This is a genomic window from Pseudodesulfovibrio senegalensis (assembly GCF_008830225.1).
Classification (GTDB): Bacteria; Desulfobacterota; Desulfovibrionia; order Desulfovibrionales; family Desulfovibrionaceae; genus Pseudodesulfovibrio; species Pseudodesulfovibrio senegalensis.
This window is the reverse complement of record NZ_WAIE01000001.1, coordinates 819,756-843,203: the sequence shown is the minus strand read 5'-3', so window position 1 is coordinate 843,203 and position 23,448 is coordinate 819,756. Positions and strand designations below refer to the sequence as shown.

General features: G+C 58.4%; 21 protein-coding genes. 9 read left to right on the top strand and 12 right to left on the bottom strand.

Going from position 1 to position 23,448, the window contains the following annotated elements; all coding sequences use genetic code 11:
• Positions 1–93: 93 nt before the first annotated feature.
• The 9 genes from F8A88_RS03780 to F8A88_RS03740 all read right to left on the bottom strand — a co-directional run bounded on the left by F8A88_RS03780 (position 94) and on the right by F8A88_RS03740 (position 11,583).
• Positions 94–807 (bottom strand): hypothetical protein, encoded by a 714-nt coding sequence (locus tag F8A88_RS03780; RefSeq protein WP_151149758.1) that lies wholly within the window; start codon positions 805–807, stop codon positions 94–96.
• Positions 808–979: 172 nt separating this feature from the next.
• Positions 980–1,990 (bottom strand): electron transfer flavoprotein subunit alpha/FixB family protein, encoded by a 1,011-nt coding sequence (locus F8A88_RS03775; RefSeq protein ID WP_151149757.1) that lies wholly within the window; start codon positions 1,988–1,990, stop codon positions 980–982.
• 29 nt (positions 1,991–2,019) lie between these two features.
• Positions 2,020–2,832: an electron transfer flavoprotein subunit beta/FixA family protein gene (locus tag F8A88_RS03770; RefSeq protein WP_151149756.1), complete on the bottom strand. Its 813-nt coding sequence runs from the start codon at positions 2,830–2,832 to the stop codon at positions 2,020–2,022.
• A gap of 91 nt (positions 2,833–2,923) precedes the next feature.
• Positions 2,924–4,765, bottom strand: a complete 1,842-nt coding sequence (locus F8A88_RS03765) for a 4Fe-4S ferredoxin (protein ID WP_151149755.1) — start codon at positions 4,763–4,765, stop codon at positions 2,924–2,926.
• A gap of 58 nt (positions 4,766–4,823) precedes the next feature.
• Positions 4,824–6,881 carry an acyl-CoA dehydrogenase family protein gene (locus F8A88_RS03760; protein WP_151149754.1) on the bottom strand — a complete coding sequence of 686 codons (2,058 nt, stop codon included), beginning with the start codon at positions 6,879–6,881 and terminating at the stop codon, positions 4,824–4,826.
• A gap of 186 nt (positions 6,882–7,067) precedes the next feature.
• Positions 7,068–7,904: a DNA polymerase III subunit delta' gene (locus F8A88_RS03755; protein ID WP_151149753.1), complete on the bottom strand. Its 837-nt coding sequence runs from the start codon at positions 7,902–7,904 to the stop codon at positions 7,068–7,070.
• An 11-nt stretch (positions 7,905–7,915) separates the two neighbouring features.
• Positions 7,916–9,190: an adenylosuccinate synthase gene (locus tag F8A88_RS03750; protein WP_151149752.1), complete on the bottom strand. Its 1,275-nt coding sequence runs from the start codon at positions 9,188–9,190 to the stop codon at positions 7,916–7,918.
• Positions 9,191–9,293: 103 nt separating this feature from the next.
• Positions 9,294–9,683 (bottom strand): hypothetical protein, encoded by a 390-nt coding sequence (locus F8A88_RS03745; RefSeq protein WP_151149751.1) that lies wholly within the window; start codon positions 9,681–9,683, stop codon positions 9,294–9,296.
• A 187-nt stretch (positions 9,684–9,870) separates the two neighbouring features.
• On the bottom strand, positions 9,871–11,583 hold the full coding sequence (locus F8A88_RS03740) for a methyl-accepting chemotaxis protein (protein WP_151149750.1): 1,713 nt from the start codon (positions 11,581–11,583) through the stop codon (positions 9,871–9,873).
• Between the two features lie 237 nt (positions 11,584–11,820).
• Here F8A88_RS03740 and F8A88_RS03735 point away from each other — a divergent pair, with 237 nt between their 5' ends.
• The 6 genes from F8A88_RS03735 to F8A88_RS03710 all read left to right on the top strand — a co-directional run bounded on the left by F8A88_RS03735 (position 11,821) and on the right by F8A88_RS03710 (position 18,630).
• The gene (locus F8A88_RS03735) at positions 11,821–13,095 is read left to right on the top strand and encodes an IMP cyclohydrolase (RefSeq protein WP_151149749.1); all 1,275 of its coding nucleotides are present in this window, start codon (positions 11,821–11,823) and stop codon (positions 13,093–13,095) included.
• 142 nt (positions 13,096–13,237) lie between these two features.
• Positions 13,238–15,283, top strand: coding sequence for a ribonuclease catalytic domain-containing protein (locus F8A88_RS03730; protein WP_151149748.1), 2,046 nt, complete (start codon positions 13,238–13,240; stop codon positions 15,281–15,283).
• Between the two features lie 34 nt (positions 15,284–15,317).
• Positions 15,318–16,376: an FAD-dependent oxidoreductase gene (locus F8A88_RS03725; protein ID WP_151149747.1), complete on the top strand. Its 1,059-nt coding sequence runs from the start codon at positions 15,318–15,320 to the stop codon at positions 16,374–16,376.
• Positions 16,373–16,879, top strand: coding sequence for a 4Fe-4S dicluster domain-containing protein (locus F8A88_RS03720; RefSeq protein WP_151149746.1), 507 nt, complete (start codon positions 16,373–16,375; stop codon positions 16,877–16,879). The genes F8A88_RS03725 and F8A88_RS03720 overlap by 4 nt, the downstream gene beginning before the upstream one ends.
• 70 nt (positions 16,880–16,949) lie before the next feature.
• Entirely contained in the window at positions 16,950–17,546 is a 597-nt protein-coding gene (plsY, locus tag F8A88_RS03715; RefSeq protein ID WP_151149744.1) for a glycerol-3-phosphate 1-O-acyltransferase PlsY, read from the top strand.
• Between the two features lie 115 nt (positions 17,547–17,661).
• On the top strand, positions 17,662–18,630 hold the full coding sequence (locus F8A88_RS03710; RefSeq protein WP_151149743.1) for a cation diffusion facilitator family transporter: 969 nt from the start codon (positions 17,662–17,664) through the stop codon (positions 18,628–18,630).
• A gap of 99 nt (positions 18,631–18,729) precedes the next feature.
• On the opposite strand, the gene hflX is transcribed toward F8A88_RS03710, so the two are convergent.
• The 3 genes from hflX to F8A88_RS03695 all read right to left on the bottom strand — a co-directional run bounded on the left by hflX (position 18,730) and on the right by F8A88_RS03695 (position 21,778).
• Complete coding sequence (gene hflX / locus F8A88_RS03705) at positions 18,730–20,172, bottom strand: GTPase HflX (protein ID WP_241667328.1); 1,443 nt, start codon at positions 20,170–20,172, stop codon at positions 18,730–18,732.
• Between the two features lie 289 nt (positions 20,173–20,461).
• Positions 20,462–21,058 (bottom strand): IMP cyclohydrolase, encoded by a 597-nt coding sequence (locus F8A88_RS03700; RefSeq protein WP_151149741.1) that lies wholly within the window; start codon positions 21,056–21,058, stop codon positions 20,462–20,464.
• A 156-nt stretch (positions 21,059–21,214) separates the two neighbouring features.
• Entirely contained in the window at positions 21,215–21,778 is a 564-nt protein-coding gene (locus F8A88_RS03695) for a tetratricopeptide repeat protein (protein ID WP_151149738.1), read from the bottom strand.
• Positions 21,779–22,211: 433 nt separating this feature from the next.
• Between F8A88_RS03695 and flgB the strand changes: the two genes are divergently transcribed.
• Genes flgB through fliE form a run of 3 tightly spaced genes read left to right on the top strand, consistent with a single transcriptional unit; the run spans position 22,212 to position 23,423 of the window.
• Positions 22,212–22,622, top strand: coding sequence for a flagellar basal body rod protein FlgB (gene flgB, locus F8A88_RS03690; RefSeq protein ID WP_151149736.1), 411 nt, complete (start codon positions 22,212–22,214; stop codon positions 22,620–22,622).
• Positions 22,623–23,060, top strand: a complete 438-nt coding sequence (gene flgC, locus F8A88_RS03685; RefSeq protein WP_151149735.1) for a flagellar basal body rod protein FlgC — start codon at positions 22,623–22,625, stop codon at positions 23,058–23,060.
• A gap of 18 nt (positions 23,061–23,078) precedes the next feature.
• Positions 23,079–23,423 carry a flagellar hook-basal body complex protein FliE gene (fliE, locus tag F8A88_RS03680; protein WP_151150252.1) on the top strand — a complete coding sequence of 115 codons (345 nt, stop codon included), beginning with the start codon at positions 23,079–23,081 and terminating at the stop codon, positions 23,421–23,423.
• Positions 23,424–23,448 lie beyond the last annotated feature (25 nt).

The following is a 23,448-nucleotide window of genomic DNA, read 5'->3' as shown; positions in this document are numbered from 1 at the left end:
GGGGAAGCCGATTTTTTTTTAAACCTTGCCTCATGCCATCCACAAAAAAAGGCCTCTCGAAAGAGGCCTTTGGTTCTCTTATTTATCGTCCGCTTAATTGCTCAGAGCGCCTTCCTCAACCTCGTATCCATTGTCGCCGCCGTTGGTTGTTTCCGAATCCTCTTCCACCTTGAGGTAATCCGGAAGCTCCACACCCTCCTTGGAATCCTGCGATTTCACCTCGGCATCAACAGTGCCAGATCCGGCATCCGACGGGGTGCTCGCGTCGGACGTGGGCGGCTGCGCAACCGGCGATGCCACGGGCGTGGAATAGCTCATGGAGGCCACGCGCTGTTCCTGCGCTTCAATACGAGCGGTCAAATCTTCAACGCGCAATTGCACCTTCTTGATCTTGGCTTCAATATCATAGCGCTTGGACTCGTTTGACATATGCTCGTCGTTGTATGCCGCAAGATTCTTGGCACTTTCTCCCGGTTCACGCATTCCAGCCTGCGACAAAGCCTTTTCCTGTGCGATATCCAGTTCGATTTCCTGCCGTTCCTGCCTGTTTTTGGCCAAAGACAGTTCAAAGGCGGCAATGTCGGCACGGTAATCCGCAAGCTCCTGTTTGAGTTCGGACAACGAAACCTCTTCATTGGCGACATTAAGGTGAAAGCGAGCCTCGTCCACCGGAGCCAGTTGCTCCTCCGACAGTTGTGCCACGAGAGCATCGTCGGAACCAGTGATGTTTCTGGTCATGGTGCCAACGGAACGGCAACCGGACAGGGCAAGCATGAATATGCAAACCGCAAACAATATCTTTCTCATCGTTGGGCCTCCGTGAAATACGACCCAAGGGTCGGGATTTCATTTTGTTTCGTTGTACATATAATCGTTTCGGCAAGGAATCAATCAGGTGCAACGTCTTTCACGCAAAGAAAACGGCCCCGAACGTCAAGCGTACCGGGGCCGGGAGGGTATTCTTCAGCTCAAAATAACATCAAAGCAGTTCGTTGACCTTCTTCATGAGCTCAAAGGCGTCGGCAACATACAGGACATCTGCCTTGCCCTGCGCCCAGCCGCAGGAGGCGTCCGTATTGATGGCTCGGCGTTCGTTGATGAAGCGCCAACCCACCACATGCGGTTCCTCACCGTGGCAACAGGTAGCCAAGCCCTTGGCATGCCGTGGGGTCGAGCCGGTCTGCCCAACCTGATGCAGATGCGTAAGGAAGGAAATCACGGCCTGCCCTTCACCGGAAATATCCACCAGCGATTTGGAAGAACCGAGGGAAGCCTTGGTAGCTCCGAGGAACTGCATGAGGACCTCTTCAGCCACGTCCACATGGGACTGTCCGTCAGCCTGCTTCTTGGTCCAGCCTGCGCCAGCGACAAGCAGGGTCTTGGCATCCGGGCGAATGGTCTGTTCGTCCGCGTCCGGAGCTTGTATTCCGGTAACGGTGGTACGCATCTCGGGCAGAGAAACCTGCACCAGTTCAACATCAGCGCTTCCGGATTCCTCAAAGGCCTCAAAACACCCCGCGTCAACGGTCACGATCCACGGACGCTCGTCACGCGAGAACTCGCCCACCATGCGCTGACGGTAGAACCAGCGTTTAGCAACGGGTTTCCCGTCCTTGGCTTCAAGGCCGGTCAGGTGAGTGTCCACCCTGCCCTGCACGCGAACCGCGAGTCCGGGAATGGCCCGGCTGAAACGGAACGACGCCGGGGCAACCACCATATCGGGATTCACCGCCTTGAACAGCGCCTCGGCCGCAGCCAGGTCTGAAGCATAGCGGCCTTGAGAAAACGCATCGCCGGAAACGCCCAGAAAACGGGCTTTGCAGCCTGCCACGGATTCCGCAGCAGCTCCCACGTCCTCGCCTACAAGCCCCACGGCCAGTTCCGCACCCATTCCAGCGGCAAGCTGGTGGGCTGCGGTCAGGGCTTCGCGGGAAATCTTGGCCAGCGTTCCGTCAGCTTCCGTATGCGCCAGATACAATATCGTACTCATATCCGATCAATCCTTTTGTTTGGTGCTGGCTAGCTGTTGAGCCATTCTACGATTTCACGGGCCATGTCTTCGACCGGCATGTCCTTGACCACGCGGGTTTCGCGGCGTTGCTGCGGCAATTCCACAGCAGCGAAAGCCAGCGAGGACCCCTGCACCACGTCCGCAGGCTTGGCCTGCTGCAGCGCCGGCATGACCAGACGCATGTTCTGCATGCCCACCTGCGGGTTGTTGGGCGGCTCGGGCAGTTCGCCGGTGGCCCAACCCAACACGGCGGGCGTGCCGTTGCAGGCCGAAACCTGATATGCGCCGCCTTCAATGCGCTCCATGATTTCAAGGGAACCGTCATCGCCGGCCGTAAGTTTGTCCACACCCTGAAACTGTTCGCTTATGCCGAGCAACTCGCCCAGCATCTGCATGACCGCACCGGAACCGCGGGAAGCGGATTGCCAGCCGCCGAACACCAACAGCTTGGATTTATCCAGCCCCTGAATACCTTCAATGGACTGGGCCAAAACCGTGGCCACTTCGAAACTGTCTGTGAACCCGGAGGCCGATCCGTCCGCACAAACAAGCTCGAACGGCACCTTCTGGGCAATATTCATCATCACCTGCTGCAATTTAGCCTTGGGACCAAGGCTCACCAGCCAAACCTTGCTGCCCGGATTCTTGGCCGCAAGATTGGCGGCCTCGTACAGGGCATGTCCGGCCCACGGGTCCAGAACAGCAGGCAGCATCATTTCGTTCTTGAGTTCCGGGCCCTGTGCTCCCTGAACGGGTTCCAGGGTTTGCAACGGGTCCGGGACAATGGAACCGCAAACCACTATGTGGAATTCGTTGCTCATCGGTATTTACTCCTTGCTTGGCTCGGCAGTGCGGACCAACTCCGCCCGCCAGTATCCATCCGGTTTCCGGCACTGCCGGTCCGGCAATCTTCTAGTTTTCCGCAGAATGCAAACCGCCCGACCCGGCGGCGAACTGCACGTTGGTGTTCTCATCATCCTCGGGATGCGGCTTGCTGCAATTCCAGAGGCAGGCTCCGCAATGCACACATTTTTCCCGGTCAAACAACGGCGCCCCTCCTTCGGGATTCACGCTGATGGCCTGCCCGGAACAGATTTCCGAACAGACCTGCTCGGTACAGACCGAACAGGCATAGGAATCCGCAAACGTCACATGATCGGCATAGCCCGGATTGGCTACCACCTTGCCCCCCATGAGCAGGGCATCCTGATGCGATACCAACAGTTTTCCGTCCAGCGGAACTTCCGGCCATCCGGCCCGGTCCATGAGCGCGTCATGCAGGCTCGCGCCCTTGGCCTGGCATTCCTTGCGCAGTTGAATCAACTCCTGCTCGGTGACAACGCCCTTGAAATATTCCTCAATACGCGGAATGCGCTCCCACGGCTTGCGAGAACGTCCGGGCATATTGATGGTGCCGCGCGTCAGTCCGGAGAGAGCCATGCCCAACATGCCGGGAATGAAACCCAAGGTAAAGCCGTCACGGGCCTTGGCGGCCTGTTCCGCCTCCTCGCCCACCCAGCTTTCACGACGGCGCTGCACATAAGCGGATTCGAGATTTTCCCGGGTATACGGCCTGCGCTCCCGCATCAGTTCGATCACGGCTTCGGCAAGCTGCACGCCCGTGGCCCATGCCTCGTCAACGCCCGATCCGGTCAGCACGTTGGTGGAGCCGGAACCTTCGCCAATACGCGCGAATCCGTCCCCAGCAAGGAACGGCTCTCCCTGCAAACCAGACTCCTGAAGGGACTTGGCTCCCCACGAACGCAGGGTGCCGCCCTCAAGGTGCTTCCACAGATACGGGTGCATCATCCAGTGCTGCATGTAGCGGTAGGCCGTACGCACCGGATTGTCGAACCACGATGGCACGAAAATACCCAGCGAGGCGGACATGTCCGGGTACACGTACATGAATCCGAAAATTTCAGGCTCGGGATAGCCCAGCGTGTGCAATACGGTGCCGGGCTTGAGTTCACAGCCCTCGGGCAACTGCACCACCATCTTCATGCCCACGGCCCATTCGCGCTGGTGCTTGCCCTCGGGCAGACCGAGTTCGCGGTCCAGATACTGGCCCACCGAGCCCACCGGGCCATCGCCCACCACGGTCAGGGCGGCCTTCACATCCATGCCAGGCATGTATCCGGCATCAGGATTGCCCTGCTTGTCCACGCCCTGATCCACCAGACGAACGCCCTTGACAGCGCGCCCGTTCAGGAGCGGCTCGGCCACCGGGGTTCCCGGCCAAATCTGAGCAAGACCCGAACCCATGACCTGGGAACCGACCCACTGGTTGAACTGGCCCATGGAAAGGACCATGCCGCCATGTTTCTGCAAAAATTCGGGAATCCACGGCAATTCCACGGCATGATCGCGAGCAACGAACTTGAGGCCCGCGTCCGCCACCTTGACCGGGGCGCTGCGACGGCTCGCACCGATGGGGTCCAGCAAATAGGCCACGCGTTCTTCGGTGACCTCGTGGGCCATGGGAATCTGGGAAAGATCGAGATCCGGGAAGGATTCCTTGATGGAACGGCCCTTGGTGACCACGCCGGACACGCCGAATCCGATGTCGTCGGCGCGCTCGTAGCAGATGACCTGCGGCGGCATTCCGGGCATGACCTTGCTCTCGGCCAGCGGGGTTCCGTCCTCGTTCACAAGAGCACGGCCAAGGGTGGTCAAGAAACCACCGGTTGCCGGTCCAAATCCGACACAAACGATGTCGGCTTCCATTTCCTGGCGTTGCACGGTGTCGCTCATTGGCTCTCTCGAAAAACGGATGCCCGGCCGGGCCGGGCATCCGTAGTTTTTACTTTTATTACAGGGGATAATCCAATGCTTCAGGAATCATGACTCCAGACAGGGCCTTGCCTGCGCGGTCCTTGGACAGACGCGCCCCGGCCATACCCGCGTCCACCTTGGCCTTGAGTCCCGCGAACGGCTCCACGCCTTCGGGCGCGCCGTTGGCGAAGCCGTAGACCAACTCGGTACAGATACGTGCGGCCTCACCGGCTGCACGGGCAGCCTGAACATTGGCCATATCCATGTAAAAGGCCACCAGATCATCAATGCCGTCGGCCAGCACCGGATTCATGGCACCCTTTTCCTTGAGTTCGAGAATGTCGAGAATCAGGTAATAGGGTCCGAGCAACCATCCCAAAGCATCGGCCATGGGGAAGGTCACGCCCTGCCGCTTGTTGTGATAAAGCTTGCGGCCTTCGGCATCCTTGGTGTTCTGCAAATGGTTCAGGGTCCACTGCCAAAGCTCAAGAGCCGAGGCAGTCGCTTCCGCTCCCATGCCCGGATTATCGGATTCCACCCGGCGCAACTGGCCGATCCACGCGGAAACCGTGGCCTGGAACACGTCGCTGGTCATGGTCACGGACATATGACGACGCTGGACGGCTTCGGGGCCTTCATAGGTGGCCTCAAGCTGGGCGTCGGTCCATTTCTGCATCAGGAATCCCGGACAATCCTCGGTGATCCCGTAACCGCCCACAAGGCTCACAGCCTCGCGCATGACGGTTGCGCCCACGCCCGTACACCACAGCTTGGTGGCCGGGTTAAGGATACCGGCCAACGCTTCCATGTAGGCGAACTGGACCAACGTGTCGTCCTTGAGCTCCTGATAGCGTGCAGCATCGCGCTCGGATTCGGGCAAATGCTCCAATTCCACAAACTCCTGCACCGTGTCCTTGAGCTTGCGCAGAGCCATCATCTGCTTGCGCGGACCGACAACTCCCTGCTCCTCGAAAAGCTTTTCCTTGGCCTTTTCAATGGGATCAAAGGCATCGGCAAGGCGGGAGGCAGCAAACCCGAGGGAACATCCGGCTTCGCCCGAAGCCCAAACGTCCACCAGGCGCTGCAGTGCGTCTTCGTTCATCTGGATGCCGTGGTCGAAACGCGGCGTTCCTTCCTTGGCGGCGTCGCCGCCCTGAAAGCGCTTGCGGTGGTACCGGATGACCGGCTCCACTGCGGATATCAGCTTGGCCATGGTCATGAGGCCCACGGGAATACGAGTACGATGGAATACGGACCCGATGATCTCGCCGTGGCTGTATTTGGGAATAATGGTCCCGTCCTTGATTTCGAATCCGCCGATAATGCGGCTGGCCGGAACGCGGAGCTTGAGCACCGGGTCGCGGGTGGAGGAAAGCTGGTGCACCATCTTCAGGGTCGGCGCGCCGCGATCATAGGTGCCTTCGTCTTCCTCTTCGAGGATGATCATGCACGAACTCTTGATGCGCTCGTCGTCGGACTCCACTGCGGCGGTCACGAAGTTGGCGAAATCCATGTTGGTGATGAACCGGCCGCGCTTGTCCACTTCAAGAATGGGATCTTCGTCGTTCCACTCGGCAACGCGGACCTTGCCACACATGACGCCCGTGTCCACGCCGATGTACGGCAGGGGTTCGGTCAGCGCAAACGCGCCGCGACGTATTTCCCTGTCTTCGCCCGGCTGGGGAGGCACGCACTGGCCCATATAGGTATCACGCTGTTCGGGCGTACCCTTTTCGTGAATGGGGGCCAGGGCAAGGTTGGTGGCCAAGGAGCAGGTGGCTGCGCCGCCGTCAACCCAAGCCAGTTCGAACGCGGCCAATGCAAGGGCCAGATTCTTGGGGCCTTCGATGAAACCGCCCTGATGCGGGTCCATAAACAACGCGGTAAGACCGGACTGGTCGAACGCGGTCAGGAGTTCGGCTTTCTGATCCGTCCATTCGTGCGTATTGCGTGCGCCTTCGGCCACGAGCTTGGCAACCACGGTACGGGCTATGCCGCGGGCGGACTGCACGGACATTTGCAGATCATACCGATCCGCATAACGCCACATGATCTGCCGGACATCATCTCCGGGGAGGGTACGCAGTGTGTACATGTACTAATCCTGATTCCTGTTTTGATAATGAGACAAAAGGCATTTTGACGAAGTTGCAAGCGTGCAAGATAGGGCATGCAACGATTTGAGTCAAAGTTTTTTGCCGTTTCAAACCATCGTTTAAGCCATGCCCAGCCTTGCTTTCATCCATGTGCGCCCACCTGCGGACACCGGGCAGAAAAAAAATCACACCATACGGGTGGCAATCCAGTCCAGCACGAGGGCAGGGTTGACCGGCACCTGCGTATTGAGAGCCTCCTGCGCCTGACACAGGGCAAGATCAATACGCCGCAACCCGGCAGGACCGTATGAGGACATGGCCCTGGCCACCGGAGATGCACATTCTCCGCGAAGGCATTCACGCAACTCCCGCTGCATGCCCAAAACAATCTGAAGGGCAATATCCTTGTCCACGGCACCCTTGGGCGAAGTGCGCTCAAACCACCCCCGCCCGCTGCGCCAGAAACCGGTCAAGGCGGCTGTCCATTCGTTGATTTCCGGGGAGTTGGTTCGGATGTCCGGCCAGGCCATTGTCACCACCCAACTGCGCGAAACAAGTGTTTCCAGCAGCCGTTCTCGTTGCGGTGCGGCCAGAATGAACACATTGCCGGGGCGCGGTTCTTCCAGCGACTTGAGCAGCGCGTTGGCCGATTCGGTCATGAACTGCTGGGCCTCGGCAAATATGGTGACCCGATAGCCGTCGCCGTTGGGGGGCTGCCCCCATACCGGTCGGGCCTCACGGACATTGTCCACTTTGATCAGCCCTTCCCGCCCATCGAAGAACAACAGGTCGTTGAAAGCCAGATCAACGATCTGCCGACAGGCCGGACACGTGCCACACGGCGGATTCCCGGTTCGGCAATTAAGCTTCATGGCCCAATAAAGAGCGAGGGCAACACGCTCGTCGGCAGTGCCGCCCTCGACAACAATACTCTGCGGGGGATCACCGGCCAGCGCGTCCAGACGGCGCACGGCCTCCTGCTGGTTCGCAAGGGTCTGAATCGGATCAGCGACTCCGGACACCGGCCGCCCTCCTAAAACGTCTGTGCGCGGTCGGGACCAACGGAAACCAAACCCACGGGCACGCCGGACAACTCCTCGATGCGCTTGAGATAATCACGCGCATTGTCGGGCAGGTCGTCCCACGACTTGGCCGCAGTGATGTCTTCGTCCCACCCGGGCAGGGTTTCGTACACCGGCTCCACGGAGGCCATGCCGTTCTGTTCCTGCGGGGGATACAAAATCTCCTCGCCATTGTACTTGTAGGCCACGCAGATCTTGAGTTCCTTGAGGCCGGAAAGGACATCCAGCTTGGTGATGGCCAGTTCCGTGGGACCATTGAGGCGCACGGATTCACGCAACACGACCATGTCCAGCCAGCCGCAGCGGCGCTTGCGCCCGGTGGTTGCACCGAACTCGCCGCCCTTGGTCTGCATGTAGTCGCCGTCCGCGTCAAAAAGCTCGGAGGCAAAAGGACCGCCGCCCACACGGGTGGTGTAGGCCTTGACGATGGCCACGATGCGGTTCAGCGCCCGCGGCGAGCAGCCCGAACCGGACGCGGCGTTCGCGGTCACGGTGTTGCTGGAGGTCACGAACGGATAAGTTCCGTGGTCAATGTCCAGATGCGTTCCCTGTGCACCTTCAAAAAGGACCATGCCGCCCTTTTCGTTGGTGTCCTGAATGGCCGAAGACACGTCGCCAAGATACGGAACCAGACGATCCACGTACGGCAGGACCTCGTCATACACGGTCTGGGCGTCAATGGCCGGTTCGTCATACAGGTGCTGCAACAGAACGTTCTTTTCCTCAAGGGCCTTGTCGATCTTTTCGCGCAGCAAGTCCTTGTTGATGAAATCTCCGGCACGAATGCCGCAACGGTGCATCTTGTCCTCGTAGCAAGGGCCGATGCCGCGCCCGGTGGTGCCGATCTTCTTGGCGTCGGACTTTGTGGATTCACGCGCAACGTCCATTGCCCGATGGTAGGGCATGATCACGTGGGTCTTCTTGCTGACCATGAGGCGCTCGGGCGAAACGTCGATACCGCGCTCGGCCAGTTTGTCCAGCTCTTCGCAGAAAACCACGGGATCAAGCACCACGCCGTTGCCGATCAGACACTTTTTGCCCGCATGCAGCACGCCGGACGGGATGAGGTGAAGGATGCACTGTTCGCCGTTCACAACCAGCGTATGCCCGGCATTGTTGCCGCCCTGAAAACGAACGATGGCAGAGGCTTTTTCAGCCAGCATGTCAACGATCTTGCCCTTGCCCTCGTCCCCCCATTGGGACCCGAAAACAACAATATTGGCCATATTTCTGCTCCTTGAACACGCCGCCGCCGAACATGCACGGCCTGCGCACTTAGTCATAAAGAATTTGCGTTAATGAATTCGAGAAGAAACTGTCAACCCGGGGTCAGCCCCGATCCTTGGGGGTCAGCTTGAGCACCTTGCCCTTGTGACGATCGCGGACATCGTCGTCATCCGCATTGTCCACGGCATGTGGCACGGACTCCGGGACAGGCCGTTTCTTTTTTTCCGGGGCCGTCAATGCAGCCAGATCGGTCGGCATATCTGCACCGGGTTCCCGCGACTGCGCCCAGTTGTAATTGAAAAGCTGGTTCTTGAAGCGCACGGACTGTATCATGTTGAACATGATAACGGATTCTTCCCAACGCTTGGTGGGTTCGAAACGCCGAACCTGTTCGGCATACTTTTCCCACAGGCTCATGAGCGACGCCTCGTCATAGGCATTCAATTGCCGCGCCAGCTTGACCAGCGCCTTTTCCAGATAGGATTCAGCCATTACTAATATATATCCTCACAATGCGAATTTGCCGTGCGGAGCATATGACGCACGCGCACGGAATAACCCATAACAGAAAACCCTCAGACCCGCCAAACGTAAAATTCCGTGAATCCCGGCGGGTTCAACAAAAAGGCCCCTGCCAAAGGCAAGGGCCTGTTGTTGCTGCCAAAGGATGGCGCAAAGGCTAGAACCGTTCGAAGTCCTCGTCATCCATGGTCAAATCAACACCACCGCCGGCTGCGCCGGAATCGCTTCCGGCAGGACCCGCGGGATTGGGGTTCTTCCCGGAAGCGGCTGCCCCCTTGCCTGCGCCCAGTGCCTTGGGAGAGGCGACAGAGGGCTTTCTAGCACCCGCCTTCTTGCCCCGGTTCAACATACTCATGGTGGCGGAATCCAAACGGAAGAACCGCAACGTTTCCTGAAGCTGCTCGGCCTGTCCGGAAAGCTCTTCTGCCGTGGAGGCCACTTCCTGCGAGGCCGAGGCATTCTGCTGCACGACCTTGTTCAGGTCCTGTATGCCGGTATTGACCTGTTCGGCCCCGGCATTCTGGTCATCACTGGCTGAGGCTATCTCCTGAACAAGCTCGGCGGTCTTGTTGATGTCGGGCACGATGCGTTCCAGCAGTCCGCCCGCCTCTTCCGCCACCTGCATGCTGTCCGAGGAAAGCTCGCTGATCTCGGCTGCGGCCTGTCCGGAGCGCTCTGCCAATTTGCGAACCTCGGCGGCCACAACGGCAAAACCCTTGCCATGTTCGCCGGCCCGGGCCGCTTCAATGGCCGCGTTCAAGGCCAAGAGGTTTGTCTGCCGCGCAATTTCCTCGACAATGGAAATCTTTTCGGCAATCTCCTTCATGGCCGAGACAGTATTGCGGACAGCCTCGCCCCCCTGGGCCGTGTCTGCAGAAGCCTTGACCGCAATACCGTCCGTGGTCTTGGCGTTGCTCGCGTTCTGGCTGATACTGGAAGTCATCTCCTCCATGGAGGCGGAGACTTCCTCAACGGCCGAAGCCTGCGTGCTTGCGCCCTGCGATAATTCCATGGAGGCGGAGGCCAACTCCTCGCTGCCCGCAGTCACGTTTTCCGTGGCCTGCGAAATTTCGGCAACAATCTGCTTGAGCCTGTCAACCATGCTATTCATGGATCTGAGCACAAGCCCAGCCTCGTCGCTATTGCTCGGAGGAACCTCCATGCTCAAATCGCCCTGGGACATTCTTTCCGAGATATCCACGGCCTGTCGCAAGGGTCGAACAATGGAACGCACCACCAGCAATACGAGGGTGAAAATGATCGCCAGCAACACGATGGTGGGAACAAGAATCTTCAGCCGCATGGAATTCATCTGATCTCGCACATCATCAATATACAGACCGCTTCCCACGACCCAGCCCCAGGGCTTGTAAAGTCTCACGTACGAAAGCTTGGGCTGCGGTTCGGACGCACCGGGCTTGGGCCAGACATATTCGACAAAACCTTCACCCTTGTTCCGGGCCACCTGTGCCATTTCCTTGAACAGGTATACATTGTTGACATCCTTGATCCCGGCAAGATTCTGACCGTCGAGTTCGGGCTTCATGGGATGCTTGATCATGATCGGCACAAGGTCGTTGATCCAGAAATACTCCTTTTCATCATAGCGCAACGTGCCCACTTCCTCGGCGGCCGTTTTCTTGGCCTCTTCTTCGCTCATGGCACCGGAGCGGGCCTTTGCGGCATAGTCCTCAATCAGAGTATAAGCCACGTCCACCGTGTTCGAAAGGGCCTGGCGCTTCTCCTTCATCAACGCCTCTGTCGTTGAAGGCAGATAATAGAAGACCATACCCACAAGAACAGCTGCTGCCATTCCTACGAACAGGATCAAAATCTTCGATGACAGCCCCCAATCCTTGAATCGTTTCATCTCCCCTCCTAACCAAAAAGGTCAACTAGCAAAAAAGCCACTTCTACTGACATAATCACCAATTGCCTGTTCTTAAGGAATGATAATCTTCCCCCGAAATGCAGAAAAAAAATATTTATGGTCCAAAGCACCCAATTGCCGCCCCCTGTCGGCTGTGCTATGTGCCCACCAATTCACGCACCGCCAAGCGTTCCACTCGGCCCTGCATCCACCCTTGAATTACAGGAGATTATGGCAATGAGCGATCTCAAGAACATGTACAAGACCCTGCAACAGGACCCGTTTCCCAACGAACTGACCCTGAAAGTCGGCGAGCAGGAAATGGTCTTTGCCAAACGGACCTGGGACATCGACGGCGAGACCAAAGGCCTGCGCTACGGTGAAAACCCGGACCAGCCCGCGGCACTGTTCGAACTCAAGAAAAGCGAACTCGAAGTCGGCGGCGTGCGCTTCCGCGGTCCGGGCATGGGACTTGTTTCCGCCCTGAATGAATCCAACATGCTGCAGGCGGGCAAACACCCCGGCAAGATCAACCTCACGGACGTGGACAACGGGCTGAACATCCTGCAATACCTTTCGGCAAAACCTGCGGCCGTCATCCTCAAGCACAACAACCCCTGCGGCGCGGCGTGGACCGAAGACGGGCTGGCCACGGCCATGCAGCGGGCCTTCGAGTGCGACCGCATCGCGGCCTTCGGCGGAGCCATCGTGGTCAACCGTACGCTGGACAAAGCCACGGCCGACATCATCAACAACGCCTATTTCGAGGTCGTCGCCGCACCCAAATTCGAGCCCGACGCTCTGGAAGAGCTCAAAAAACGTAAAAATCTCCGCATACTCGAGATTCCGGGCATCAACGAACTGGCTTCGTTCAGCAAGGACCCGTTCCTGGATATCAAATCACTGATGGATGGCGGCATGGTCGTGCAATTCTCCTTCCGCAACCGCATTCTCTCCACCGGGGACTTCATTCCCGCTGCCGCCGAAAAAGACGGAGAATCCTTTACGGCCCGCGCACCTTCGGCCAAGGAAGCGGACGACCTGCTCTTTGCATGGGCCGTTGAAGCGGGCGTGACCTCCAACTCGGTGCTTTTTGTCAAGGACGGAACTACCACCGCCATCGGCACCGGCGAGCAGGACCGTGTGGGGTGCGTCATGCTGGCCATCAGCAAGGCCTACACCAAATATGCGGACATGCTTGCATTTTCCAAACTGGGCAAATCCCTCTTTGAGCTCAAGCTGGCCGCGCGCAACGATGCGGAAATGGCCAAGGAGCTCGAAACCATCGAGGCCGAAACCAAAGAGGCCCGGGGCGGACTGCCCGGCTCGGTGGCGGTTTCCGACGGTTTCTTCCCGTTCCGCGACGGCGTGGACCTGTGCATCGACGAAGGTATCTCCGCCATTGCCCAGCCCGGCGGTTCGATCCGCGACCACGAGATCATCCAGGCCGTGAACGAGGCCTCCCCGCAGGTGGCCATGGTCTTCACCGGCCAACGCTCCTTCAAGCACTGATCGGCCAGCCTGAAAATCAGCCTGTTTACACGGCTGGAATTCCGGCTCGGAATACGATACAACCTATTCGGCTTCGCGGGGGGACCCAAGGGACCCCGCGAAGCCTTTTCCTGTCCGCCAGCCGCAGCACGCAGAGGAGTACATGTCAAAATCGCTGACCCATATCCGCCCCGGAGCCGTGGTGGAATTCATGCACGGTGACCAGCCGCAACTGGCCTGGGTTCTTGAAGAACAGTCCGGGAAGCTCAGGATATGGACCATCAACAAAAGGGAGATGAAACTCCCTGCCGCACGGGTTTTGCCATGGTACGGTCCGGGGCACGATCCCGGTTGCAGCCGGCAGGAAATCCAGGACAGGCTCAACGCCCATCAGGAACGGCGCGGAGAGATACAGGCCGGACTGAACGTCATGGAACTTTGGGACCTCGCACAGGGAGAACTGGACAAGGCCAAGCTCGAATGGTTTGCGGACTTGCTCTGGGAAGATGCCGGGCCGGATCAGCTGGCAGCCCTGGGGCGGGCCATGCTTTCCGCCAAAACACATTTCAAGTTTCGGCCGCCCTACTTTGAAATCTATCCCGAAGAGACCGTTGAGCTGCGCCTCAAGACGCAGGCCGAGGAAAAGGAACGGGAAGCCGTGGTCCGGGCGGGATCAGACCTGTTCAAGGCGTTGTGGGAAGCACGCATGCACGGCTGCGACGCAAAAACGCCGCGTATGGACGACGACGTGACCGAGCGGCTCAAACAGCTCCTGCTGGACCAGATCGCCAAGCAGGCCGACGACAAAAGCGAAAAGATCTGGACCGCGGTACGAAAGGGATTGCCGGACATACCCCACCTTGCCCTGTTGCTGGCTCAAAAATGGGGAGTGCTCCCGCCGCACCACAACTATCTGCTGGACGAAGCCGGATACGAATGGGGCAATGACTGGAGCAAACGTCATCAGAAGGCACTTTCCGAACAGTTCGGATGCTTCGAATCGTTGCGCACGGAACCGGAAGACACACCTTTCGTCAGCATTGACGGCAGCACGACCAGAGATATCGACGATGCATTTCACGTCAGCCGCACAGAAGACGGTTATCGGCTGCAGCTGGCTCTTGCCCGTCCCATGCTCTGCTGGGACTTCGGCTCCGAGCTGGACAAGGATGTTTTCGAACGCGCATCCAGCCTGTACCTTCCCGAAGGCTCCACCCACATGATGCCCGAGGAACTGGGCACCGGGCTGTTCAGCCTGTTCGAAGGGCAGGACCGGCCGGCCATGATCGCCGACTTTGACCTTGATCCGGACGGGGCCATTCGCTCGGCAACACCGCGCCTCGGCTGGGTCCGCATCCAGAAAAACGACACCTACGAAAATGCGGAACGGGTCCTGTCGGAAAACGGCGATGAACATCTGGCCCTTGCTCACGAACTGGCCAGCCTGCTGATCAAGGGACGCATTGCCAACGGCGCATGCATCATCCGCAAGCCAGAACCCATCGTCACGGTGGAAGGCGAAGGCCACGACGCCGCGGTCTGTGTGACCATGAAGGAAGCCTGCCCTGAAGCCGAACTCATCGTCAGCGAATTCATGATACTGGCCAACTGCGGCCTGGCCCTGTGGGGACAGGAAAACAATGTCCCCCTGCTGCACCGCACGCAGGACATTGCCCTGCCCGCAGAGGCTGCGGGAATCTTCACGGACCCCACGGAAATACTGCCCCGAGTCCGCCTGCTGCTGCCCGCACAAACGGAACTGCAGCCCAAACGCCACGCCGCGCTGGGCGTCCCTGCGTACACGTCCATCACCTCCCCCCTGCGCAGGTATCTTGATTTCGTGAATATGGCCCAGGTCTGCTCCATGTTGGAAAAAGGAGAGCCCCGGCTTGATACCGACAGGCTGGAATCACTGCTCACGCACCTTTCCCCGCGCATGAGTGCGGTCTCGCAGGTACAACGGTTCCGCCCGCGCTATTGGAAGCTGCATTATCTTTCCCGCGAACGCAAAAAGCTTCGGGAGGCCATTGTGGTGGACGAAAACGGTCCGCTGCCCAACCTTGCCATGCCGGAACTGCAAATCAATGTTCGCGTGCCCCGCAAACTGCTGGGGGACAAACTCTACCCGGGCCAGCGTTTTCAGATCAATTTCGGAAGAATCGATCCGCTGACCAATGAAATCAAGGTTGCCGAAGCCCTGGAAGACTGACCAGCGGCCCGCACCATCCTCGGAGAAATCATCTATGAACGAAGCCATGAACTTCAATTTTCTGCGCCATACCCCACTGCCGCCCAACGGGCGCAAGGTGGCGGTCATCGGGGCCGGACCTTCCGGCCTTGCCGCTGCGGGCTACCTCGGCGGCATGGGCTATCAGGTGGAGGTCTATGACAAGTTGCCCAAACCCGGCGGCCTGATGACCTTCGGCATTCCCAGCCACCGCATTCCTTCCGCACGCATCGACGCGGGCGTGCGCATTCTTGAACGCACACTGGGCGTCAATTTCCATTGTAAAACCAAAGTCTGCTGCTCGGCTCCCCTGCACGAAGAGGAAGGCGATCATTTCTCCTGGGACATGATCGGACTGGGCGAACTGGTGGAAGAGCACGACGCCGTTATCATCTGCACGGGGTCATGGAAATCCCGCAGGCTGAATATTCCGGGCGAGGAATTGGAAGGCGTGTATTCCGGTCTTGAATTCCTTTTCCCCATCCGCGCCGCCCGCTACGACACGCGCAACATGCACACACCGGACGTTGCCGGCAAAAACGTCGTGGTCATCGGTGCGGGACATTCTGCCATGGACGCGGCCCATGCGGCCCTGCATCTTGAAGCGGCCAAGGTTTCCGTGGTCTATCGACGCACCAAACAGGACGCGCCCTGCGGCACGTTTGAAATAGACCGCCTCCTCGAACTGGGGGCCGAATGGATCGACAAGAGTTCCCCCGTCTCCATTCAGGGCGACGACCACGTGAAGGAACTGCAGATCGAAGGTCCTGACGGTAAAAAGACCCTGCCCGCGGACGCGGTGATCGGGGCCATCGGCGAAATCCCAACACCGCCCTTTGCCGGGGAACTGGGGCTGGAAAACATCCGCAAGGGCGATGTCCGCTGGCTGAACATGACCGCCATCAACAACGTATTTGTGGCCGGCGACGTGCTCAGCGGCCCGAGCAAGGTCGGCAAGGCCGTGGAATCCGGCCTCAAGGCTGCCCGCTCGCTGGCCAACTGGCTGGACATGCAAAGCCATGATCCGGACGCGCGCTTCTCTGAGCAGGAACGCTACAAGGGAGGCCGCTCATGAGTTCGGAAAAAACCCTGTTCATCGACTACAGCAAATGCATCGGCTGCGAAACCTGTGAGGCCGTGTGCGGCTTTATCAACGACAAGCCGCGCATCCACATGACCCGGACCCGTGACGGTCTCATGGTTCCCCTGTACTGCCACCACTGCAAGGACGCCCATTGCGCCAAGGTCTGCAAGAAAGGCGCGATCGCCCGCGACAGGGACGGGGCACTGGTGTTGCAGACCATGCTCTGCCGGGGTTGCGAAACACGCCAGTGCATTCTGGCCTGTCCGTTCGGCGCCATTTTCGCTACGGCCACGGGAGTTGCCGTGCGCAAATGCGACCTGTGCGCATCCCGGCGCGACCTTGGCATGGCCCCGGCCTGCGTGGAGATGTGCCCGTGCGGTGCGGTCATGTTCGTGGACCGGGAAGATGTTGACCACCTGGCCACCGAGGAATCCGAGGCCAGTCTCAAACGGGTCATCGAGCACATCCGCCCGGCAGTACGCCGAAAGGCCTGACAGCTTTTCAAGATTGCCCAAAACAGGTATTGTCCATGCGTTGTTTTCGTGAATATTCAAGGAGTGGAACATGTCCATCGTTCTGATTCTTTTTGCATTCTTCATAGGTTCGCTGCCCTTCGGGCTGTACATTGCCAAAACGTTCCGGAACATCGACCCCAGAAAGGACGGCAGCTGCAACACCGGAGCCACCAACGTGGCCCGGCTCTGCGGAACACGCTACGGCATTGCCGTACTCGTGCTGGATGTTCTCAAGGGTGCGATCCCGGTGATCATGGCCAACATATGGGGGGCAGGCTGGATTCTTCTGTCCATCATCATGCTCGGTGCTGTGCTCGGCCACGTGTACTCCCCTTTCCTGAACTGGAAAGGCGGCAAGGCCGTGGCCACCACCATCGGCGTCTTTCTCGCGGCCTCGTTCTGGCCGGCCCTGTTTGCCGTGGCCGCCTGCGCCGCGGTCATCGCCCTTTCCGGCTACGTAAGCCTCGGCTCGCTGACCTTTGCGGTCTGCCTGCCCCTTTTCTCGCTGCTTTCAGGAAATATCCACCTGCTGCCTGTGGCGACCATCCTCATGGTGCTCATGTTCTGGCGACATCGGGAAAACATCCAGCGACTGGCACGTGGTGAGGAAAAACCCTGGCGCACAAAAAAAAGCAATCAAGACTAGACAGCAAGACAAGGTCCCGAACATTCGGGACCTTTTTTTTGCGGTTGACGGTCACTGTCGGCCTTCTTTATTCTCATCCATCAACATGAACTGAAAACAAACCCCGAGGACAACCATGGCTTCGCCCTCTCCCAAGCACTATGTCTACTACTCCATCGCCGCATCCCTGATCACGCTCGGGCTGAAATTCGGCGCCTGGGGCATGACCGGTTCGGTGGGGCTGCTTTCCGACGCCATGGAAACGCTGGTCAACCTCACCGCAGGCATTCTCGCCCTTATCGCCCTGACCGTGGCTCTGCGCCCGGCAGACCGGCAGCACACATACGGGCACGGCAAGGCCGAGTACTTTGCCTCCGGGGCTGAAGGAATGCTTATTACCATTGCGGCCGTAGGTATCAGCTATGCGGCAGTCGACCGTTTCATGAATCCGCAGGCCGTTAGCAACCTCGGATTGGGACTGGGGCTGGCCCTGCTCTCGTCCGTGGTCAACTTTGTCACGGCCAAACTCATGCTGCGCGCGGCCAAACGGTTCGATTCCATTACGTTGGAAGCGGATGCAAAACACCTGCTCACGGACGTATGGACTTCGGTAGGGCTCGTGGCCGGACTGGCCATTCTGCTGGTCGCGCCCCAATGGCAGATACTTGACCCCATCATCGCCTGCATCATGGCCCTGAACATCGTGCGCACGGGCCTCGACCTGCTCAAACGTTCCATGGGCGGCCTCATGGACGATGCCCTGCCCCAGGATGAGATTTGTGCCATAGCCCAAGCCATCTCCGACAACATCGGCGGCCAGTATGCCTACCATGCCCTGCGCACACGCAAGGCCGGCTCCGCACGTTTCATCGATTTCCACCTGCTCCTGCCCGGTGAACGCAGCGTGCAATATTCGCACGACCTGTGTCTGCGCGTGGAAGACGCCATTCACGAAAAATTGCCCAACGCCCAGATAACCATCCATGTGGAACCGCTGGAAGACGCGGCTTCCTGGGACGGGAAAAAAGTGGGCGGCCTGTGCAAGACAGTCATAGAAACCGGCGAAGAATGTTCCTTTGAACAAAAACAAAAAAAGAAAAGCTGACGACGGGCGAACCCGCATTTATCCGGCAAATAACAAAAAGCGGCCCGAAGCATTCCGATGCTCCGGGCCGTTCTCATGACAGATTATCAATCGCCGGGTTCAATACCGTGAGCGAGGCAACCCCGCGAGGATGGCCTCCACCACGGGCTCCAACGACCTGCGTTTGAGAGCCACGGCCGGGATGCCTTCCGGAAAGATGTTGGTTATCACTTCCCGCTCGTCCAGCGTCAGGCTGTCCCACTTGTTGAGTACAAGCACGGTGGGCACGTCCTGCATGTCCATGTCATTCAGGATGGTCCGCACGGCTTCCACCTGTTCCTCCACTTCGGGATGCGAGGCGTCGGCCACCAGCACCAGCAGATTGGCGGATTCCAATTCCTCGAGCGTAGCCTGAAACGCTTCTTTCAGGTCCGGCGGCAGGCGGCGGATGAATCCCACGGTGTCGGTCAGCACCACCTCGCGGTCCTTGGGAAAACGGATGCGGCGGCTGGTGGGATCAAGCGTGGCGAACAGCTTGTTCTCGGCCAGCACCTCGCTGTTGGTCAATGTATTCAGCAGCGTGGATTTGCCAGCGTTGGTGTAACCCACCAGAGAAACGATGGGCAATCCCGCCTTGTGCCGACGTTCGCGGGTCTGGCCGCGCTGTTTGCGCACATTGGCCAGTTCCTTCTTGAGCTTGGTCAAACGGTCGCGGGCACGCCTGCGGTCCACTTCCAGCTTGGTTTCACCCGGTCCACGGCCGCCAATACCGCCCATGAGCCGGGACATGGCCCGATTGCGTCCCACAAGACGCGGCAGCGCGTACTTGAGCTGCGCCATCTCCACCTGCAGCTTCCCGGCGCGGCTGGTGGCATGCTGGGCAAAAATATCCAGAATGAGCTGGGTGCGGTCCAGTATGCGCCGCTCGGTCACGTCCGCAATGTTGCGCAGTTGAGCCGGGGCGAGATCCTGATCGAAAAGAATGATGGAGGCGTTGGCCTGCAAAGCCTGCACCTCGAGGTCCGCCAGTTTGCCGCGCCCGAGAATATACTTCGGATTGAGCTTGCGCACCCGCTGGATCATGGTCCCGGCGGGCAAAAGTCCGGCTGTCTTGGCCAGTTCGGCCAACTCGTCAAGCGCCCGTTCCTGAGCCGGCTTCGGCGCGGTGTCCACGCTGACCAGCAGGGCGCGCTCTCCGTCGCCGTCCACCTCAACGCCTTCCTGCACGCGGGCGAATTCGTCCTCAAGGGCCTGCACCGTGGCATCGAGATCCACGTCGAGCCGGTCCCAACGACTGGAAGGCAGCATTTCATAGTTGCGCCCCTCGGCATTGGGAGGCAGCAGATAGGCCACTTCCGCGCTTTCCGGCTCATTGCCGGACAGGGACAGTGACATGACATTGTCCAACCGCAGAAAAACCATATCCATAAGGTCTTCCTGCGACAGCCGTTCCCCGGCAAGGTGTGTGTGCATGAGCCGGAGCCCGCGCAAACGGCCGGCCCCGGTGCGCGAACGCGGCAATTCGGGGATATAGATGGAGGTGGGGTCACCAACAAGCACCATGGAAGGCCGTCCCTGACGGTCGATGAGCAGCCCTATCTGGCGACCGATCTCATGGCTGAGCCGGGCCAGTTCGCGAGCCTGTTCCAGCGTGTATCCTTCATGAACGGGATAGCGTCGTGAATACAGGCGGTTAAGCGCCTTGAGTTGGCTGGGCTTGAGTCCCTGGGTATTTCCCTGCGTTTTCTGGGCTATGAGAGCCTCCGCCGTGCGGCTTGCTGGTCAGGCCGGAAACGGTACGGAAAGCATCCCGCTTCCGCTCCCGGCCTCTTCATTGTGAAACAGAATCAAACTAGGCGTCATGCCCGGCAAGATATTCAGTGATCATGGCGTCATACTTGCTGGTAATGCTGAAAGTCTCGGTGGCCAGCTCCTTGCGCAGCGCAAGTGAAATCGCGCCGTTATCCTCAATTTCCTTGCGGATGCGGTCGTAATGCTCCACACCGGGCACCACGCAGATGCTGTGAAAATTCTTTGCCGTGGCGCGCAGCATGCACGGACCACCAATGTCGATCTGCTCGACAGCGTCCTTGAGGGCCAGCCCCTTGCGGGCGGCTTCGGCAAAATTATAAAGATTGACACAGATCATGTCGAACGGCTCGATATTGAACTCGCGCAACACTTCCAGATGTTCGGGATTGTCCTTGTCGGCAAGAATGCCGCCATGGATATTCGGATGCAGGGTCTTGACCCTGCCGCCGAGGATTTCCGGGAAATCGGTGACTTCACTGACCGGAGTCACGGGCAGTCCGGCGTCCTGCAGCATTTTTCTTGTTCCGCCCGTGGAAACCAGTTCAACACCCTTTTCCACAAGAAACGACGCAAATTCGGCCAACCCGGATTTGTCGGTAACACTCAACAATGCTCTTTTGATGGGCAACGCGTCCATGACACCCCTCCAATATGTTTTTGGAGGACGTGCCAGATTTGCCGCCCAAAGGCAAGAAAATCCACCGAACAGAATGCTCTCCTGTCAAAGGCTGGTCCCCCGCCCTGCCGCCGCATTGGGGCAGGACGGGAAACCAACGGGGAGGGGAGACCTTTGTTATGCCTGGATCTGCGCCAGCAGTTCCAGAGCCTGCTCGTTGGCCGGGTCAGCCTCGAGAATACGCTCGAGTTCCGTCCGGGCCTCATCCTTGCGATCAAGGCAGACGTAACATCCGGCAAGCGCATAACGCACTTCGAACTTGTCCGGCTGAATCTCCAGGAAATTCTTGAGATATGGAATAATGTCCTCAAGGCGCTCCATCTCGTGTCCGAGCCTGATCAGGCTGAACAATGCCACCATGCACTCGGAATTCTTGTCCAGAGCCTGGGTGAACATGGAGTATGCCTCTTCATGCTTGCCATTCTCCAGCTCAATAAGACCGATGCCGGCGAAACTCTTGTCCGTGGCTTCGACATTGTGCGCCTTGTGATACAGGGACAAGGCCTCTTCCAGAGCGCCGCGCTGTACCGCGATGGTGGCAAGCCCGAGATACGGGTCGGGATGCACGCCGTTGGAGCCTATGGCTTTCTTGTAGTACTCCTCGGCTTTCTCCAGTTCACCCATGAACAGGTAGCATTCACCGAGTTCCTTGTTGATTTCGTAATCCAGATGACCACTCATTGCATTTCCCCTCCATTTCTCCTTTGCCCTGTTACGGGCGGGAAATTCATTCAGCCGAAACTGGCTTGGCCAAAACTCATGCAATCCATATGCCAACACACTGCAACCGTTATCGAAATACCCCGCACCAGCACAGATAACCATTCACAATAATTGAATATAAACAGGAACACGTCACGCAACCCCTTTCAATATATCCTTTTTTGCAAACAGGCACTTTTCTTCCGGTTCAATCATCATTTCGCAAAATGCCGTGCTTTTGACATTTTTCCTGTGCCCACAGCCAAAGCAGGCTATTGCTAGACAATAAAATATATTATTTTGAGTACTTAAACAAAATGGAACACTAGTTGCTTGTCGTGGTGAGCCCGGGGCGGAAAGAGTTGCCGCCCAACTTGGGACCAGCGAGAAAACAGTCCGGAGGATCAAGAAAATGAAAGAAATGTTCGGAACACATATCAACGTGACAGCCAAGGTGCTGGACCTGCGACTGGAACGTCAAAATCTCGTCATGGGCAACATCGCCAACGCCAACACTCCGGAATACAAGCCCAGAAAACTCGAATTCGAGGACCAGCTGCAGACCGCGCTGGCTCTGAACATGAAAGGCAAGCTGACCAAAACGGACAAGATGCATATGCCCGCGGCCTTTGATCCCAACGGCTTCCAGGGCGACGAACTCAAAGAGTTCAAGCCCCGCTACGTGTACGGCGAAGATTCCGTGGATATGGAAAAGGAAGTGGCGGCCATGGCCAAGAACAACCTGATGTACAACGCCCTGACCAGCGTCATCAAAAAGAATTTCACAGGGCTTGAAAAAATCATCAGCGAAGGAGCCAAGTAAATGGATTTCATGAGCGCACTCGACATCGGTTCGTCCGGGCTCAAGGCGCAGCGTTCGCACCTGAACGTCATCTCCATGAACCTGGCCAACATCCGGACCACGCGGACCATGGAAGGCGGCCCCTACCGCCGCAAAAGCGTGTCCTTCGAGTCCAGCCCGGTCTACTCGCCTTTTGACAAGGCCATGCAGGACGCCAGTAACCGCGACCTGCACGGCGTTCGTGTCAACGGCGTGACCGTGGACCAGCGTCCGTTCAAGGAAGTTTTCGACCCCAACCACCCGGACGCCAACGACCAGGGATACGTTTATTACCCCGACATCAACGTGGTCGAGGAAATGACCAACATGATGACGGCCATGCGCGGCTACGAGGCCAACGTGCAGACCATCCAGACCGTGAAGAACATGTTCAACAAAGCCCTGACCATCGGGCAATAGCAGGAGTGACCGACCATGATGATCAACAAGAGCGCGGCCCTTCAGGCCTACCAGAACAACATGGGAACCCTGCAGCGCAACAAGCGGCAGCAGAACATTGAAAACACGGTGGCCGACGGCCTTGCCAAGCCGCAGGAACCGCGCACCTCGTTCGAAGACACTGTCAAACAGTCCCTGAACAAGGTCAACGACATGCAAAGCGAGAAAACGGCCATGATCGAATCATTCGCGGCCGGTGAAAACACCAACGTCCATGAACTGATGATCACCATGCAAAAGGCCGGACTGGCCATGAACATGACCAGCGCTGTCCGCGGCAAGGTCCTGAGCGCGTATCAGGAAATCATGCGGATGCAGTTCTAGGCATACACACGAAAATTTCGACGCA

Excerpts from the sequence above, each read along its gene's own strand:
- F8A88_RS03700 (WP_151149741.1), bottom strand. The coding sequence starts at position 21,058 with ATGGACGCGTTGCCCATCAAAAGAGCATTGTTGAGTGTTACCGACAAA.
- F8A88_RS03695 (WP_151149738.1), bottom strand. The coding sequence starts at position 21,778 with ATGAGTGGTCATCTGGATTACGAAATCAACAAGGAACTCGGTGAATGC.
- F8A88_RS03750 (WP_151149752.1), bottom strand. The coding sequence starts at position 9,190 with ATGGCCAATATTGTTGTTTTCGGGTCCCAATGGGGGGACGAGGGCAAG.
- flgC (WP_151149735.1), top strand. The coding sequence starts at position 22,623 with ATGGATTTCATGAGCGCACTCGACATCGGTTCGTCCGGGCTCAAGGCG.
- F8A88_RS03775 (WP_151149757.1), bottom strand. The coding sequence starts at position 1,990 with ATGAGTACGATATTGTATCTGGCGCATACGGAAGCTGACGGAACGCTG.
- F8A88_RS03740 (WP_151149750.1), bottom strand. The coding sequence starts at position 11,583 with ATGAAACGATTCAAGGATTGGGGGCTGTCATCGAAGATTTTGATCCTG.
- F8A88_RS03765 (WP_151149755.1), bottom strand. The coding sequence starts at position 4,765 with ATGAGCGACACCGTGCAACGCCAGGAAATGGAAGCCGACATCGTTTGT.
- F8A88_RS03760 (WP_151149754.1), bottom strand. The coding sequence starts at position 6,881 with ATGTACACACTGCGTACCCTCCCCGGAGATGATGTCCGGCAGATCATG.
- F8A88_RS03710 (WP_151149743.1), top strand. The coding sequence starts at position 17,662 with ATGGCTTCGCCCTCTCCCAAGCACTATGTCTACTACTCCATCGCCGCA.
- F8A88_RS03745 (WP_151149751.1), bottom strand. The coding sequence starts at position 9,683 with ATGGCTGAATCCTATCTGGAAAAGGCGCTGGTCAAGCTGGCGCGGCAA.
- hflX (WP_241667328.1), bottom strand. The coding sequence starts at position 20,172 with ATGGTGCTTGTTGGTGACCCCACCTCCATCTATATCCCCGAATTGCCG.
- plsY (WP_151149744.1), top strand. The coding sequence starts at position 16,950 with ATGTCCATCGTTCTGATTCTTTTTGCATTCTTCATAGGTTCGCTGCCC.
- F8A88_RS03720 (WP_151149746.1), top strand. The coding sequence starts at position 16,373 with ATGAGTTCGGAAAAAACCCTGTTCATCGACTACAGCAAATGCATCGGC.
- F8A88_RS03770 (WP_151149756.1), bottom strand. The coding sequence starts at position 2,832 with ATGAGCAACGAATTCCACATAGTGGTTTGCGGTTCCATTGTCCCGGAC.
- F8A88_RS03735 (WP_151149749.1), top strand. The coding sequence starts at position 11,821 with ATGAGCGATCTCAAGAACATGTACAAGACCCTGCAACAGGACCCGTTT.
- F8A88_RS03780 (WP_151149758.1), bottom strand. The coding sequence starts at position 807 with ATGAGAAAGATATTGTTTGCGGTTTGCATATTCATGCTTGCCCTGTCC.
- flgB (WP_151149736.1), top strand. The coding sequence starts at position 22,212 with ATGAAAGAAATGTTCGGAACACATATCAACGTGACAGCCAAGGTGCTG.
- F8A88_RS03730 (WP_151149748.1), top strand. The coding sequence starts at position 13,238 with ATGTCAAAATCGCTGACCCATATCCGCCCCGGAGCCGTGGTGGAATTC.
- fliE (WP_151150252.1), top strand. The coding sequence starts at position 23,079 with ATGATCAACAAGAGCGCGGCCCTTCAGGCCTACCAGAACAACATGGGA.
- F8A88_RS03725 (WP_151149747.1), top strand. The coding sequence starts at position 15,318 with ATGAACGAAGCCATGAACTTCAATTTTCTGCGCCATACCCCACTGCCG.